Here is a 13,260-nt window from a genome sequence, read left to right on the forward strand (position 1 = left end):
TAGCCGCTAGGCCATACTAATTTCAACCTATATAAGGGAAACGGAGGAAGCATGAGGATGCTCGGTTACCCATACGGTTGGATAGTGGCCGGCGGCTTTTTTTTGCTGATTTGCGCTGTCGTTGCGGCTTTGGCTTCTCCTATTGTTGTGCATGGCTACGTTCGAAAAGTCGGCGACAAAGAAGATGCGGAGCTGAGCGTCAAAGCATTGTTCGGCCTTATCCGATACCGATTTGAAATACCGTTTATGCGCTTTACAGGCACATCGCTTAAGGTGGAGGAAAAAATCAGCTCCTCCGGGGCGGGTCTGAACTCATGGAAAGATTTCAATGACGAAATCGATGCCGAAAAGGTTGAAAGCGCGATAGACAAATACAAGCAAATATTGCATTTGATCAAAGATTTGAGGGGCTGGATAAGAGGAACGCTCGCCAGAGTCAAACTGACCGATTGGCAGTGGACAACATCGCTTGGCACGGGAGACGCCATGTGGACGGCGATGGCGACAGGGGCGGTATGGTCCGTGAAAACCTCTATTGTTGGAGTGCTGTCGCAAATGGTCAGTCTGAAAAGCCAGCCGATAATGTCGGTTAATGCCAACTTTCAGAATCCTTCTTTTACAACGGAATGGTCGTGCATAGCCCAAATCCGCTTCGGATATGCTATCCTTGCCGGACTGCAGCTTTTGGTTCGCATGAAGAAATGGAAGGGAGGCGTCAAAGCATGGCAGAACATCCTATTCAAGGCCTAATGCAAACCGCAATGGAAAACATCAAGGAAATGGTTGACGTAAATACAATTGTTGGCGATCCGGTTCAGACGCCGGACGGCAGCGTTATTATGCCTATTTCTAAAGTAGGCTTCGGCTTTGTTGCCGGAGGCAGCGACATTCGGACCGATGGAGCCGACAAGCATAGTCATGGGCATGGAAACGGCAACGGCCAGTCCTCCTCAAAATCCGATGCGCAGCACGCTCATGTTTCGCTGCCGTTTGGCGGCGGCAGCGGCGGCGGCGTATCCATTACGCCGATCGCGTTCCTTGTTGTCGGTACGCAAGGGGTCAAAATCGTTCCGCTTGACAATCAGACCCATCTGATGGAAAAGGTGATCGATTCCGCCCCGAAAGTATTCGATAAAATTCAGTCGATGATCAAAAGCAATTCGTCCCACGATTCCGATTATGTGGAAACGACTACGACCACCATTATTGACGGTCACGTATCCGATGAGACGCAGCACAACTAGTTGCGGATAATAAAAACGTCTATGGTACAGAAAACTGCCTCGAATTCGAGGCAGTTTTTCATTTTTTTAGTTGATAAAAGCTCGTCTACACTCTCCAGCATGAGCATATACTAAGGCGAGATGCCATTATTAACGCTACGCACCGAGAGGAGTTCACACAACATGAAAGTGGCTAAGCTATGGAAACTGAAGCGTCTTAAGCTGTGGACGTGCAGGATCGCTCTTGCCGGCATTTGCTTTATGCTGGCGCTTGTCCCGGCAATAGCCGAAGCTGCGCCTCCCGCCATAGGGACAAACGCCAAAGGCGCTGCGCTTATTGATGTAGAATCGGGCCGTTTGCTTTATAGCAGCAATGGGGATACTCCCATGCGTATAGCAAGCTTGACTAAAATTATGACGGCGATTGTCGCAATTGAGCATGGAAATTTATCCGATATGGTCAAAACGTCAGGACGAGCCGTCGGCAAAGAAGGTTCCTCCATTTATTTGCAATTGGACGAGGAAATGAGTTTGTCCAATATGCTGTATGGACTTATGCTTCGATCTGGCAATGATGCGGCAACGGCAATCGCTGAACATGTAGGAGGATCCGAAGAAGGGTTTGTATACCTTATGAATGCCAAGGCAGAGCAAATCGGGCTTGCCAATTCCCATTTTATGAATCCGCACGGGCTGGATGCGGAAGGACACTATTCTTCGGCCAATGATTTGGCCAAGCTCACCGCTTATGCTTTAAAAAACGAGGCTTTTGCTCAAATTGTCGGCACTAAAGTAAAAACCGCTCCAAATCCCCATGAGCAATGGGAGTATAAATGGCAGAACAAAAATAAAATGCTGTCTATGTATGAAGGTGCAGACGGAGTCAAAACGGGCTATACAAAAAAAGCTTTGCGCTGCTTGGTCAGCTCTGCGACGCGTAACGGCCAGAAGCTTGCCGCTGTTACGATCAACGACAGCGATGATTGGGCAGATCACCGTAATCTGCTTGATTTTGGCTTTGCCAACTATCCTCTGCAAACAATAGCGGATAAAGGCAAAGAACTGACGGACTATCCGTATGCACTTGGACAAAGCTTCCGCTATCCTCTGCTTGCGGAAGAGCAAGGCCGCATTCATACAAAGCTGCTTCTGCAAGACATGTCCACAACGGCTTATGCGTTAGGAGAGCGGGGCAACTTGGAGTTTTATTTGGACGAGGAATGGATCGGCTCCGTACCGGTTTACGACATTGGAAGTCCAAGGCTGCAAATGAATTAAATTGTTGATAACGTCATTCTTTTTGGGAGAGAAGAGCGGCGTTTACAGGTTTTGGGGGAGGCTGAAGTGATGGTCAACTGGATATGGCTGTTCTTTATCGTCATAAGCGTTGCGGTAGCGGCGTTTACGGGCAAGATGGATACGGTGACTCAGGCCGCCTTCGAGGGGGCAAAATCTGGCGTCACCGTAAGCTTTGGCTTAATTAGCATTATGGTGTTTTGGCTGGGCATGATGCGAATTGCCGAAGACGCTGATCTTTTGAAAAAGCTCGCTCGTTTGTTAAGGCCGCTTGTGCGCTGGCTTTTTCCCGATGTGCCGAAGGATCATCCCGCCATGGGTTATATTATGAGCAATTTAAGCGCCAATCTGTTTGGTCTTGGCAATGCTGCAACTCCGATGGGAATCAAAGCGATGCAAGAGCTTCAAAAGCTGAATCCGGATAAGGAAACGGCAACGCCGGCCATGTGTACTCTTCTTGCGCTTAATACGTCAAGCATAACGATCGTCCCAACGACTCTGATCGCAATACGAATGAACTACGGCTCTGCCAACCCAGCCGAAATTATCGGGACGACGCTAGCAGCTACCTTTGTTGCAACCGCAGCGGCCATTCTGGCCGACAGATGGTACCGAAGCCGTTCTGCTCCTCCTTCCACTCCAAAGCCCGCTTTGCCGCCTGTAACAAAAGGGCATAGCGACTTCTCGTCGGGAGGTGGCGAGTTTGTATGATTTGTTTTCCAAATTTTCGATTTGGCTTATTCCCGCCATTATTGTATTTATTCCGCTATACGCCATGCTCCGCAAAAAAATTCCCGTCTATGAAACGTTTGTTGAAGGGGCAAAAGACGGATTCGGCACGGCGATCAGCATAATTCCGCATCTTGTGGGAATGATGGTTGCCATAAGCATGTTCCGGGCTTCGGGTGCCATGGAACTTATGCTTTCGGCCTTCAGGCCCGCGTTTGATTGGATGGGTATCCCGAGCGAAGTGCTTCCGCTTGGCATTCTGAGGCCGCTGACCGGAGCGGGCTCTCTGGCGTTTACAGCGGATTTGATCAGCACCTATGGGCCGGATTCTATGATCGGCCGAATCGCTTCTACGATTCAAGGGAGCACCGATACAACGTTGTATGTGCTGACCGTTTATTTTGGGGCAGTAGCAGTTAGAAGGACCCGTTATGCGCTGAAAGTGGGCTTGTTTTCCGATTTGGTCGGTTTTTTTGCTGCGATTGCGATTTGTTTATACATATTTAGGTAGGGAAGCTTGTGCTTTACTCTCGATATCGTTATGATGGAGAGTGAGGTGAAAGCATTGGAACGTTTACAGAAAATATTGGCGCAAGCAGGCGTCGCATCTCGCAGGAAGTGCGAAGAACTCATTTTGTCCGGTGCGGTTGAAGTGAACGGGGAGAAAGTGACGACGCTTGGCGTAAAAGCCGATCCTGCGGTTGACGTCATTGCCGTGAATGGAAAGCCGATCAAAGGCGAAAAAAAGATTTATCTGATGATGAACAAAGTAAAGGGCGTTATTACGAGCGCCAAAGATCCGCAAGGACGCAAAATCGTAACCGACTTTTTGCCGGGAATCAAAGAAAGAGTATATCCGGTAGGCCGGCTTGACTATGATACGGAAGGTTTGCTCATCCTTACGAATGATGGGGAGTTCGCAAATCTGCTCACGCATCCTAGTCATCATGTGCCGAAAACCTATCACGCTACTGTAAAAGGAATCCCGCATGGCAGTGCTCTGGAACAGCTGCAAAAGGGGATTAAGCTGGAGGACGGCATGACGGCGCCAGCGGAAGTAGAATACCACGACGTCGATACGGAAAATAAAGTAGCAACCATCTCCATCACGATTTACGAGGGACGTAACCGCCAGGTTAGAAGAATGTTCGAGGCCATCAATCACAAAGTGACCCGTTTGAAACGGATTAAATTTGGCGATTTGGGCTTGCAGCAGCTTGGACGGGGCAAGTTCAGACATCTTACGCCGCAGGAAGTTCAAGAGCTTTTGGCATCTGCGCGCAAGACACATAAAGTTCATAAAAAGTAATCGGCGGCGGCAGTTATTGCCGTCGACTTTTCGTTATAATGAAGCTGAATGCATATGCGCTTGTGGAATTGGGTGGTGAATACATAGTGGGCAAATCGCGAAAGACGGTTCAAATTATTATTTTGCTTGCCGTAATCGTTATTGGCGGGTATGCAATCGGGACGGCCATCTTTAAAAAAGATCCATCCGGAACGTTAAAAGTAGGACAAGAACCGCCGAACTTTACGTTGGCTGACTTAAACGGCGGGACGACCAACCTCTCGGATTTTAAAGGGAAGCCGGTCGTCATTAACTTCTGGGGAACGTTCTGCGAGCCTTGCGTCAGAGAAATGCCGGAGTTCGAAAGGCAATATGTAAAGTGGAAGGATCGCGGACTTGTCATCCTCGCCATCAATTTGAGCGAAGATACGCTTACCGTCAACAATTTTGTAAAACGCTTTAATTTGACCTATCCCATCCTTCGGGATCAAAACCGCAAAACGGAACGAAGCTACAGCCTCAGACAATATCCGACTACGTTTTTTGTAAAGCCAGACGGGACGCTGATGGAAGTGTACGTGGGCGGTATGCTCGAAGAGGATATTAACGAACGGGTTGAGAGATTGCTTGAGCTGTAGGAGGTCATCACGTGTTAACGATAGAAAATACGAAATGCGAATGCGGCCATCAAAACGCGGTCGGCACCGTATTGTGCGAATCTTGCGGCAAGCCGCTGCTGAAAGATATGCAGCAGTCTGAAGAGCCTCTGGAAATGCGCTATGATGGCGTTGCCCGCCGATCGCAAAAAAGCAATCCGTCGCTGATTGATAAGGTTTGGAGCTTTTTTTCATCGGTCAAGATAGCGATTTATTTGATTGTCATTACGTTTTTGACGGCTATGCTGGGAACGATTTACCCTCAAGAAACGACTTTTATCAACAACTTTGATGCATCTACATATTATGGGGACACATACGGTCTGCCAGGTAAAATCTATTATGCTCTCGGACTTAGCAACACGTATGAAAGCTGGTGGTTTATCGGCTTGCTTGTCATGATCGGCACATCGCTGGTCATTTGCAGCTTGGACCGGGTACTGCCGCTCTACCGGGCGCTTAATAAGCAACAAATTCGCAAGCATCATCAATTTATTTTGCGCCAAAAAGCGGTTTATAAAGGGATGATCGAAGGCGATTCGAAAACATGGGTGGAAGGTTTCGGCCAGCAGTTGAAACGCAGAGGCTATCGGATCCATATCGAAGAAGGGACGGGCACAGCGCTCCTTGCGGAGAAGCAGCGGTTCAGCCGCTGGGGTCCCTATATTAATCATATAGGCCTTATTTTGTTTCTGCTGGCTATACTCGCAAGAAGCATTCCAGGCTGGCAAATGGACAGCTACGTCAGTGTGCCGGACGGCGACACGGTTCATATTGCCGATACGAACTACTACATCAAAAGCGAAAAGTTTGTTGTAGAGTTTTATAAAGACGAGGAATTGCCGCAGGAACTAAAGGGGACCACACGGGCGAAAAAATACGAGACGCAAGCCGTTCTGTACGAATGCGTCAGCCAGTGCAGCGATCCGATAAAAGAGCCGGTGCTAAAAGAGGTTAAGAAGCACAATATCATTGTGAACGAACCTCTGAAGTATAAAGGACTAAAACTGTATCAATTTGATTTTGATCTGAAGCCAAGGCTCAATTCCGTCGATCCGATGTTGGTGGACAAGCGGACCGGTGAAAGCTATGGGCCGTTCCATTTGCCGATGAAAGACGCTGGTCTTCATCATAAGCTGGGGCCATTTACGCTAGACCTGTATGCGAACTACATGGAATTTGCGCTCGACAGCGAAGGCAAGCCGACAACGTTGTCGAGGGAGCCTAATGCGCCGGCCTTTATATTTACAGTGAAGGGGCCTGGACTTGCGGAGGAAGGCGAACCTTATATCTACTTCCCGATGCAGAAAGATAAAGTGAAGTTTTCACAAGAGACAATCAATCGGGAGCTGGCGGATAAGATCGAAATCCGTGTAGATGGAATGGAGAACGTCAATTTCTCAGAAGCAACGACCCATCTTAACGTCCGTATGGACAAGGCGCTTCCGTATTTGTGGGTTGGAGCCGTATTTTCCATGGTCGGTCTAATTATGGGCTCTTACTGGCAGCATCGCAGAATATGGATTCGTATTGACGATGGAGAGCTTGCTCTTGGGGGCCATACGAACAAAAACTGGTTTGGCATGCGTGCGGATATCGCGGCCGCTTTGAAAAAGACGGGCATCGAAGTTGATCCGAAAACGCTAGATAACGGAGGGAAAAACGCGTGAGCCTTTTAGACTTCAGCAGTGATGCCTTTATAGTGGCATTTTTCCTATACTGCTTCGCATTTTTATTTTACGTAATCGCGATTGCGGGCAAAAAATGGAGCAACCGCGATCCGCTAGAGCATGAGAAGCGCTGGGGCAAAATTGCTTTTGCCGTCTCAAGCCTCGGCCTTGCCGCTCATTTGACTTTTTTCTTTACACGCTGGATCGGCAGTCCGCTTAAGCAGATTCCGACGAGCAACATGTATGAGTTTATGACGTTTTTGGGCATGGCGATTATGGTGGCCTTTACGATTGTACACTTTATGTACAAAAAACCGCTGCTTGGCATGTTCGCTTTGCCGCTGACGGTCATTATTATCGCTTATGCGTCCGTTTTCCCGCAGGAAGTTCAACCGCTCATTCCGGCGCTGAATTCCATCTGGCTGAAAGTGCATGTCACAACCGCCGCTTTGGGCGAAGCCTTTTTTGCGGTTGGATTTGCGGCTGGTTTAATGTATTTGCTGCGCGTCGTCAACTTTACGGATACGTCTAAAGCGGCAAGAAGATCGCAGTTTTGGGTCGAATTTACGCTGTACTCCATTATAGTTATCATTGGCTTTATTATTGCAGTATTCGGCTTCCGTGCCGCAGGCTACCAAGCTGAGTTTACTCAGGAGAAAATTACAATCGATAGCCAAGGCAACCAAAAATCATCGGTAAGCAATGTAACATACTTTTTACCGCCGATTGTTAAGCCATACAACAGCACGGTCGTTTCTGTGGAACCTTTTATCGGTATGGACAAGCCATTGTTCGAAAGTCCATCTTGGATGAACGGTGTTAATGCAGGCCGCAAGTTCAATACCGTTATTTGGTCGATCATCGCGGGAACGCTGCTTTACGGCTTGCTTCGCCTCGTATTCCGCAAGCGCCTCGGCGCTGTTATTCATCCAGTTATGGATGGTATCGATCCGGAGGATCTGGACGAAATCAGCTATCGCGCCATTGCGATCGGCTTCCCGATCTTTACACTCGGTGCGCTCATCTTCGCGATGATATGGGCGGAAATTGCATGGGGCAGGTTTTGGGGATGGGACCCCAAAGAAGTTTGGGCGCTCATTACGTGGCTGTTCTACAGCGCATATTTGCATTTCCGCTTGTCGAGAGGCTGGCAGGGGCTTCGTTCCTCTTGGCTTGCCGTTATCGGGTTTGTCATCGTATTGTTTACGTTGATTGGGGTAAACCTGATCATCGCGGGTCTACATTCCTATTCAGGAACATAATGTTGCGATTGAAAGGAGCTGCTTAGAGCATGACCGACTACGGTAACCGAATATTGGTAGTGGACGATGAAGAAAGAATTCGCCGCTTGCTCAAAATGTATTTGGAGAAGGAAGGCTACACCATAGATGAAGCGGAAGATGGGGAGACGGCGCTGAGACTGGCATCGAATACGGACTACGCTCTCATTTTGCTTGATGTTATGCTTCCCGGTATCGACGGGGTAGAGGTTTGCTCCCGACTTCGCCAAGTGAAAGCAACTCCGGTCATTATGCTCACGGCCAAGGGTGAAGAAATGAATCGGGTGCAAGGTTTCGAAGTGGGAGCGGACGATTATGTCGTAAAGCCGTTTAGCCCTCGCGAAGTCATTTACCGGGTAAAAGCGATTTTGAGACGTTCCTCGGCGACGGCGTTTTTGACCAAAGAATTAAATACGAGCAACAACATTGTATTTCCGCATTTGGTTATTGAGCATGATGCGCACCGGGTAACGGCTGGCGGGCAAGAGGTCAGTCTGACGCCAAAGGAGTACGAGCTGCTTCATTATTTGGCCGTGTCTCCAGATAAAGTGTTTTCTCGCGAGGAATTGCTTAAGGACGTTTGGAACTATGAGTTTTTTGGCGACCTTCGAACGGTCGATACGCATGTGAAGCGGCTGCGCGAGAAGCTGAACAAGGTTTCGTCCGAAGCCGCATCGATGATAACGACGGTATGGGGCGTCGGCTACAAGCTTGAGGTGCCGAAATAAATGAAAGTATGGGATAGACTTGCCCGTTTGCTTTGGCACAGTGTAGTCGGCAAGCTGTGGGCGACCATTATGCTTTTGGTCGCCGTCGTGCTTTTAATATTGGGTGTGTTTTTGCTCCAATATATCGATATTTGGTTTGACGATAATTCATCGCATGATATAAAAGTATTGTTTGTCATTACAGCCATTATCGGCTTTCTGTTGTCGACGTTTTTTGCCTTTTTTCTGTCGGCCAAAATTCAGCAGCCGCTTCTTCAACTGAAGAATGCGGCTGATTCCGTCTCCCAAGGCAATTACAACACACGGGTGGACATTCAATCTTCGGATGAAATCGGCCAGCTTGCCAATACGTTCAATCATATGACGGAGCAGCTCGATAAGCTCATTCACGATCTAAATCATGAAAAGAATCATCTGGCCAGCGTTCTGCGAAGCATGGGCGACTCTGTCATTACATTTGATGCCGAAGGCCAAGTCATTTTAACGAATCCGAGCGGTCATTTGCTTATTAAAGGTTGGGCTTCTCTTGAATACGCTTGGGAGGAAGAGCAGCAAGAGGATGCCCCCTTTTTCCCAAGTGTTCCGATGCCGCTGCGCGAGCTCTATCAAAGCGTCATGAAAGAAGGGCGGGACCAAACCGGAAAAGTCCATGTGCATAGCAGCGTATGGTCGGTTGTAATGGCGCCGCTTCAATCGGGAGAAATTGTACGAGGTGCGGTCGCGGTTATCCGTAACGTGACGGAAGAGCATAAGCTGGACAAATTGAGACGCGATTTTGTAGCGAATATTTCGCATGAAATTCGGACTCCGTTGTCCATGCTCCAAGGGTACAGCGAAGCTTTGCTGGACGATATCGTCGCATCGCCGGAGGAGCGCAAGGAGCTCGTTCAAGTTATTTACGACGAATCGCTTAGAATGGGCAGGCTCGTCAACGATTTTCTCGATATCGCGCGAATGGAAGCCGGACATGTCGATATGCACTTTCAAGAGGTTGATTTGCGCAATGTGCTGAAGCGGGTTCATCGGAAATTTCAGGTTTATGCGAAGGAGCGGGAAGTTGCTTTGCTAGTAGAACTTCCTGTCGATCAGCCGCTCATTATGAGCCAAGCGGATGAAGACCGACTGGAGCAGGTGTTGACCAACTTGATGGACAATGCGCTTAGACATACACCGGCAGGGAAGGCTATTACGCTGTCGGGGGAAAACCAGTTGCTTAGCGGTAAATCCTTTATCCAACTGAAGGTGCAGGATGAAGGGGTAGGCATTCCTCAAGAGGATGTTCCTTATATTTTCGAGAGGTTCTACAAAGCGGACAAAGCGAGAACAAGAGGATCATCGGTGGGCACCGGTCTTGGACTGGCCATCGTAAAAAATTTAATTGACCTCCATCGCGGAAAAATTGTGGTGGACAGCTTCCCCGGCGCGGGTACTGCGTTTACGCTGTTATTGCCTGTCGAAGCTCATGACTAATTGTCAACCCGGCTTTCATCTTGTCCCAATAAGGGGAATAAACCGAAAGCGTCCTGCTAACAGGACGCTTTTTTTGTTGAAGGGGGCCGATTAATCTTGTTCATCGTGAAACAATAAGAGCCGTCGGAGTAAATTCCGACGGCTCTTGCGATATATTGTATCCTATTATGGCAAAATAATTTCTTTTGCGGTATTGAGCTCAGGCATGCTGATCAGCTTAGCCAGCACTTCTTTTGGCGTGCCTTTGTCTACACGAAGCACCATAATGGCGGAACCGCCGACAAGCTGACGACCTACTTGCATCGTTGCGATATTGACATCGTTGTCGCCAAGCAGCGTGCCGACACGGCCGATAATGCCCGGTTTATCGTTGTGCGAAATAAGAATCAAGTTGCCTTCAGGCGTAACGTCAACCGGGAACTTGTCGATTTGCACAATGCGATGTCCGTATCCAGTAAGCAGCGTTCCGGCTACCACATTCTCTTCCTTCTTCGTACGAAGCGTTACCGTAACAAGGTTTGTAAAGTCTTTGGACGTATTCGATTTCTGAACGACGATGTTAACGTCGCGGATTTTGGCAAGATGCAAGGAGTTGACCACATTAACTTGCTCTTGGCCCAAGTGGTGGGACAATACTCCGCGAACGACGTAACGAGTAAGAGGCTGAGTGTCGAGCTCGGCCAATTCGCCGGAATAGCTGACCACAATTTCTTGTACTGCGCCTTCCGTTGATTGAGCAATGAAGCTTCCAAGCTTTTCTCCAAGTGCGAAATAAGGCTGAAGCTTATTTTGAAGATTGGCCGGAATCGGCGGCATATTAACTGCGTTTACGAACGGCTCATCGCGTAAAATGTGCAGCACTTGCTCGGAAACGTCGATAGCGACATTTTCTTGAGCTTCTACTGTGGATGCGCCAAGATGAGGCGTGACAATAATTTTAGGGTGAGTCAGGAACGGGTGATCTTGAGCAGGAGGCTCTACTTCAAATACGTCAAAAGCAGCGCCCGCTACAATGCCTTGATCGATGGCGTCAACCAAAGCGATTTCGTCGATAATGCCGCCGCGTGCGCAGTTTACGATGCGCATGCCGGGTTTCATTACGGCAAATTGGGCTTTTCCAATCATATGGCGAGTTTCTGCCGTAAGTGGAGTATGAACGGTCATAAAATCGGCATTACGCACGATTTCATCTACGGAAGCAAGCTTGATGCCTAGCTTCTCGGCACGTTCTTCCGTCATAAACGGATCGTAGCCCATAATGTTCATGCCGAATGCTTTGGCGCGTTTCGCCACTTCGCTTCCGATACGTCCCATACCGAGTACGCCAAGCGTTTTGTTGCGCAGCTCGACGCCAAGGAACGATTTGCGGTCCCATGTACCGGCTACCGTTTTCATATATGCTTGTGGAATATGTCTTGCTACCGCCATCATCATCGCGAAAGTATGCTCGCAAGTGGTAATGGTGTTGCCGTCCGGTGCGTTAATGACAATAATGCCTCTTTGCGTAGCTGCTTCGAGATCGATATTGTCGACGCCTACGCCAGCTCGTCCAACCACTTTCAGCCGCTTGCCGGCTTCCATCACTTTAGCCGTAACGCGCGTTTGGCTTCTGACTAGCAGGGCATCGTATTCGCCGATGATGGCAACTAATTCGTCTTCACTAAGCCCAGGATTTTTGTCGACCGCTACATCTGCCGCTTCGACAAGCTGTTGGATCCCCAGATCGCTGATGGGATCGGATACTAGCACTTTGTACATGTAAAACAGGCCTCCTAGTTTTGGCGTCGCAAGAGTGCTCCGCTGAGATATGAACAGAAAAACCCTCTCCCCGCGCCGCTTGGCGGCAACCGGGTCGAGAGTTCAATCCACGAACGAATCAGACTTTACTATTTTATAGCATTACAGCGACGGATTGCAATGCCGAAACTTGCTCATTTGTGAAAATTTCGTTATGATTCTAGCACAATGTTCGTATTATCGATAGATTTGTCATTTCGGATAGAAAAATGGCAGTTGAGGGAGCGTTTCCGATTCATACAGCCTGCCTTTAATAGCGCTGAAGTCCTCGGGATCGACCGCCCGCGTATTCATCAACAGATCGATAATGGCGTTTGCCGTTTGCAGCTTCATTTTGGAAGCTTGCCCGGACTGGATAAAATCGTCGACTCGGCTGGTCAAGTCATGCGGATAAAACTCGTATAGCTCGTTACGTTCTTTTAAATAGTTGACCACGATCGAATTTTTGACGGTCAAAGGAAGCCCTTTCCATTTGTCTGCGCTAAGCGGACCCGACGCTTTGTACGTATTTGGAACTTTGGGATCGACTGTGGCCGCCCATTGCTGCATCGCATGGTAATAGTCCTTTTGGGCTTCCAGCGCTTCTTTTACGGCCGCTTTGTAATTGCTGTCGGCAAGCACGTTTTTGTAGATCGCGGCCTTGTCTTTCGTTTTTGCTGCGGCTGCTTTGGTTGCGGCATCCTTGAACAGCTTGAGGCTGCGGACATACGCAATTTGCGCTTCGCCGAGCAATGGAGATTTTTGCATATTAAAGGAAGCCGATTCTTCAACTTTTTTGTCTGCCAGCTTCGCTAAGCTTTTGAAGGCTGCTTCCGCATCGAGGTTGCCGCCGCGGGACAGCGCGTCCATGTCGCTTAGCCACTTGCTTTGAAATTCACGATAAGGCGAAAATACGGTAAGATAAAAAGAGACGAGATCCTGCTGCTGATAGGGAGTGGCGCTTTCACTGATTCCGCCTTCCGCTTCTTTGGCCGCAGCGTATTTGGCTTCAATCTTTTCGGAGCCGATTTGCACACCGTAGAAAAAGGCCCCTACCGCGCATACAAGCATGAATAGAAAGCCTACACTGAATAGCATAGCTGTGGTCGTTAGTCGTTTTTCCATCGTAATCTCCTTCTTATGT

The 13,260-nt window shown here is 48.7% G+C and carries 13 protein-coding genes; 11 read left to right on the forward strand and 2 right to left on the reverse strand.

Translation table 11 applies throughout. The annotated features are described in order from the left end of the window. Nucleotides 1-57: 57 nt before the first annotated feature. From ACFQZE_RS02490 to ACFQZE_RS02540, 11 genes are all read left to right on the forward strand, one after another. Entirely contained in the window at nucleotides 58-750 is a 693-nt protein-coding gene (locus ACFQZE_RS02490) for a DUF2953 domain-containing protein (protein ID WP_379353314.1), read from the forward strand. Beyond that, nucleotides 723-1,244, forward strand: coding sequence for a GerW family sporulation protein (gene ytfJ / locus ACFQZE_RS02495; protein WP_379353316.1), 522 nt, complete (start codon nucleotides 723-725; stop codon nucleotides 1,242-1,244). The genes ACFQZE_RS02490 and ytfJ overlap by 28 nt, the downstream gene beginning before the upstream one ends. Before the next feature lie 240 nt (nucleotides 1,245-1,484). Beyond that, nucleotides 1,485-2,501, forward strand: a complete 1,017-nt coding sequence (locus tag ACFQZE_RS02500; RefSeq protein WP_379355467.1) for a D-alanyl-D-alanine carboxypeptidase family protein — start codon at nucleotides 1,485-1,487, stop codon at nucleotides 2,499-2,501. Nucleotides 2,502-2,570: 69 nt separating this feature from the next. Beyond that, nucleotides 2,571-3,230, forward strand: coding sequence for a nucleoside recognition domain-containing protein (locus tag ACFQZE_RS02505; RefSeq protein ID WP_379353318.1), 660 nt, complete (start codon nucleotides 2,571-2,573; stop codon nucleotides 3,228-3,230). Then, nucleotides 3,223-3,759, forward strand: coding sequence for a spore maturation protein (locus ACFQZE_RS02510; RefSeq protein WP_379353320.1), 537 nt, complete (start codon nucleotides 3,223-3,225; stop codon nucleotides 3,757-3,759). Before ACFQZE_RS02505 ends, ACFQZE_RS02510 begins: the two co-directional genes overlap by 8 nt. Before the next feature lie 54 nt (nucleotides 3,760-3,813). Then, nucleotides 3,814-4,557 (forward strand): pseudouridine synthase, encoded by a 744-nt coding sequence (locus ACFQZE_RS02515; RefSeq protein ID WP_379355469.1) that lies wholly within the window; start codon nucleotides 3,814-3,816, stop codon nucleotides 4,555-4,557. A gap of 86 nt (nucleotides 4,558-4,643) precedes the next feature. Further along, nucleotides 4,644-5,174, forward strand: a complete 531-nt coding sequence (locus tag ACFQZE_RS02520) for a redoxin domain-containing protein (RefSeq protein ID WP_379353322.1) — start codon at nucleotides 4,644-4,646, stop codon at nucleotides 5,172-5,174. 11 nt (nucleotides 5,175-5,185) lie between these two features. Beyond that, a complete protein-coding gene (gene resB, locus ACFQZE_RS02525) occupies nucleotides 5,186-6,862 on the forward strand; it encodes a cytochrome c biogenesis protein ResB (protein ID WP_379353324.1) in 1,677 nt (558 codons plus the stop codon). Next, the gene (ccsA, locus tag ACFQZE_RS02530; protein ID WP_379353327.1) at nucleotides 6,859-8,124 is read left to right on the forward strand and encodes a cytochrome c biogenesis protein CcsA; all 1,266 of its coding nucleotides are present in this window, start codon (nucleotides 6,859-6,861) and stop codon (nucleotides 8,122-8,124) included. The genes resB and ccsA overlap by 4 nt, the downstream gene beginning before the upstream one ends. 29 nt (nucleotides 8,125-8,153) lie before the next feature. Further along, entirely contained in the window at nucleotides 8,154-8,870 is a 717-nt protein-coding gene (locus tag ACFQZE_RS02535) for a response regulator transcription factor (RefSeq protein WP_379353329.1), read from the forward strand. After that, nucleotides 8,871-10,340 carry an ATP-binding protein gene (locus ACFQZE_RS02540; RefSeq protein WP_379353331.1) on the forward strand — a complete coding sequence of 490 codons (1,470 nt, stop codon included), beginning with the start codon at nucleotides 8,871-8,873 and terminating at the stop codon, nucleotides 10,338-10,340. Nucleotides 10,341-10,505: 165 nt separating this feature from the next. Here the strand turns inward: ACFQZE_RS02540 and serA are convergent, their stop codons facing one another. Next, nucleotides 10,506-12,098 carry a phosphoglycerate dehydrogenase gene (serA, locus tag ACFQZE_RS02545; protein WP_379353333.1) on the reverse strand — a complete coding sequence of 531 codons (1,593 nt, stop codon included), beginning with the start codon at nucleotides 12,096-12,098 and terminating at the stop codon, nucleotides 10,506-10,508. Nucleotides 12,099-12,329: 231 nt separating this feature from the next. Further along, complete coding sequence (locus tag ACFQZE_RS02550) at nucleotides 12,330-13,241, reverse strand: hypothetical protein (protein WP_379353335.1); 912 nt, start codon at nucleotides 13,239-13,241, stop codon at nucleotides 12,330-12,332. Nucleotides 13,242-13,260: the final 19 nt, after the last annotated feature.

It is taken from the genome of Paenibacillus sp. GCM10027627 (genome assembly GCF_042675505.1).
Classification (GTDB): Bacteria; Bacillota; Bacilli; order Paenibacillales; family Paenibacillaceae; genus Pristimantibacillus.

What these genes read in the sequence shown, in the direction of transcription:
- ACFQZE_RS02500 (WP_379355467.1), top strand. Translation starts at nt 1,485, where the DNA reads ATGCTGGCGCTTGTCCCGGCAATAGCCGAAGCTGCGCCTCCCGCCATA.
- serA (WP_379353333.1), bottom strand. Translation starts at nt 12,098, where the DNA reads ATGTACAAAGTGCTAGTATCCGATCCCATCAGCGATCTGGGGATCCAA.
- ACFQZE_RS02540 (WP_379353331.1), top strand. Translation starts at nt 8,871, where the DNA reads ATGAAAGTATGGGATAGACTTGCCCGTTTGCTTTGGCACAGTGTAGTC.
- ACFQZE_RS02550 (WP_379353335.1), bottom strand. Translation starts at nt 13,241, where the DNA reads ATGGAAAAACGACTAACGACCACAGCTATGCTATTCAGTGTAGGCTTT.
- ytfJ (WP_379353316.1), top strand. Translation starts at nt 723, where the DNA reads ATGGCAGAACATCCTATTCAAGGCCTAATGCAAACCGCAATGGAAAAC.
- ACFQZE_RS02490 (WP_379353314.1), top strand. Translation starts at nt 58, where the DNA reads ATGCTCGGTTACCCATACGGTTGGATAGTGGCCGGCGGCTTTTTTTTG.
- ACFQZE_RS02505 (WP_379353318.1), top strand. Translation starts at nt 2,571, where the DNA reads ATGGTCAACTGGATATGGCTGTTCTTTATCGTCATAAGCGTTGCGGTA.
- ACFQZE_RS02535 (WP_379353329.1), top strand. Translation starts at nt 8,154, where the DNA reads ATGACCGACTACGGTAACCGAATATTGGTAGTGGACGATGAAGAAAGA.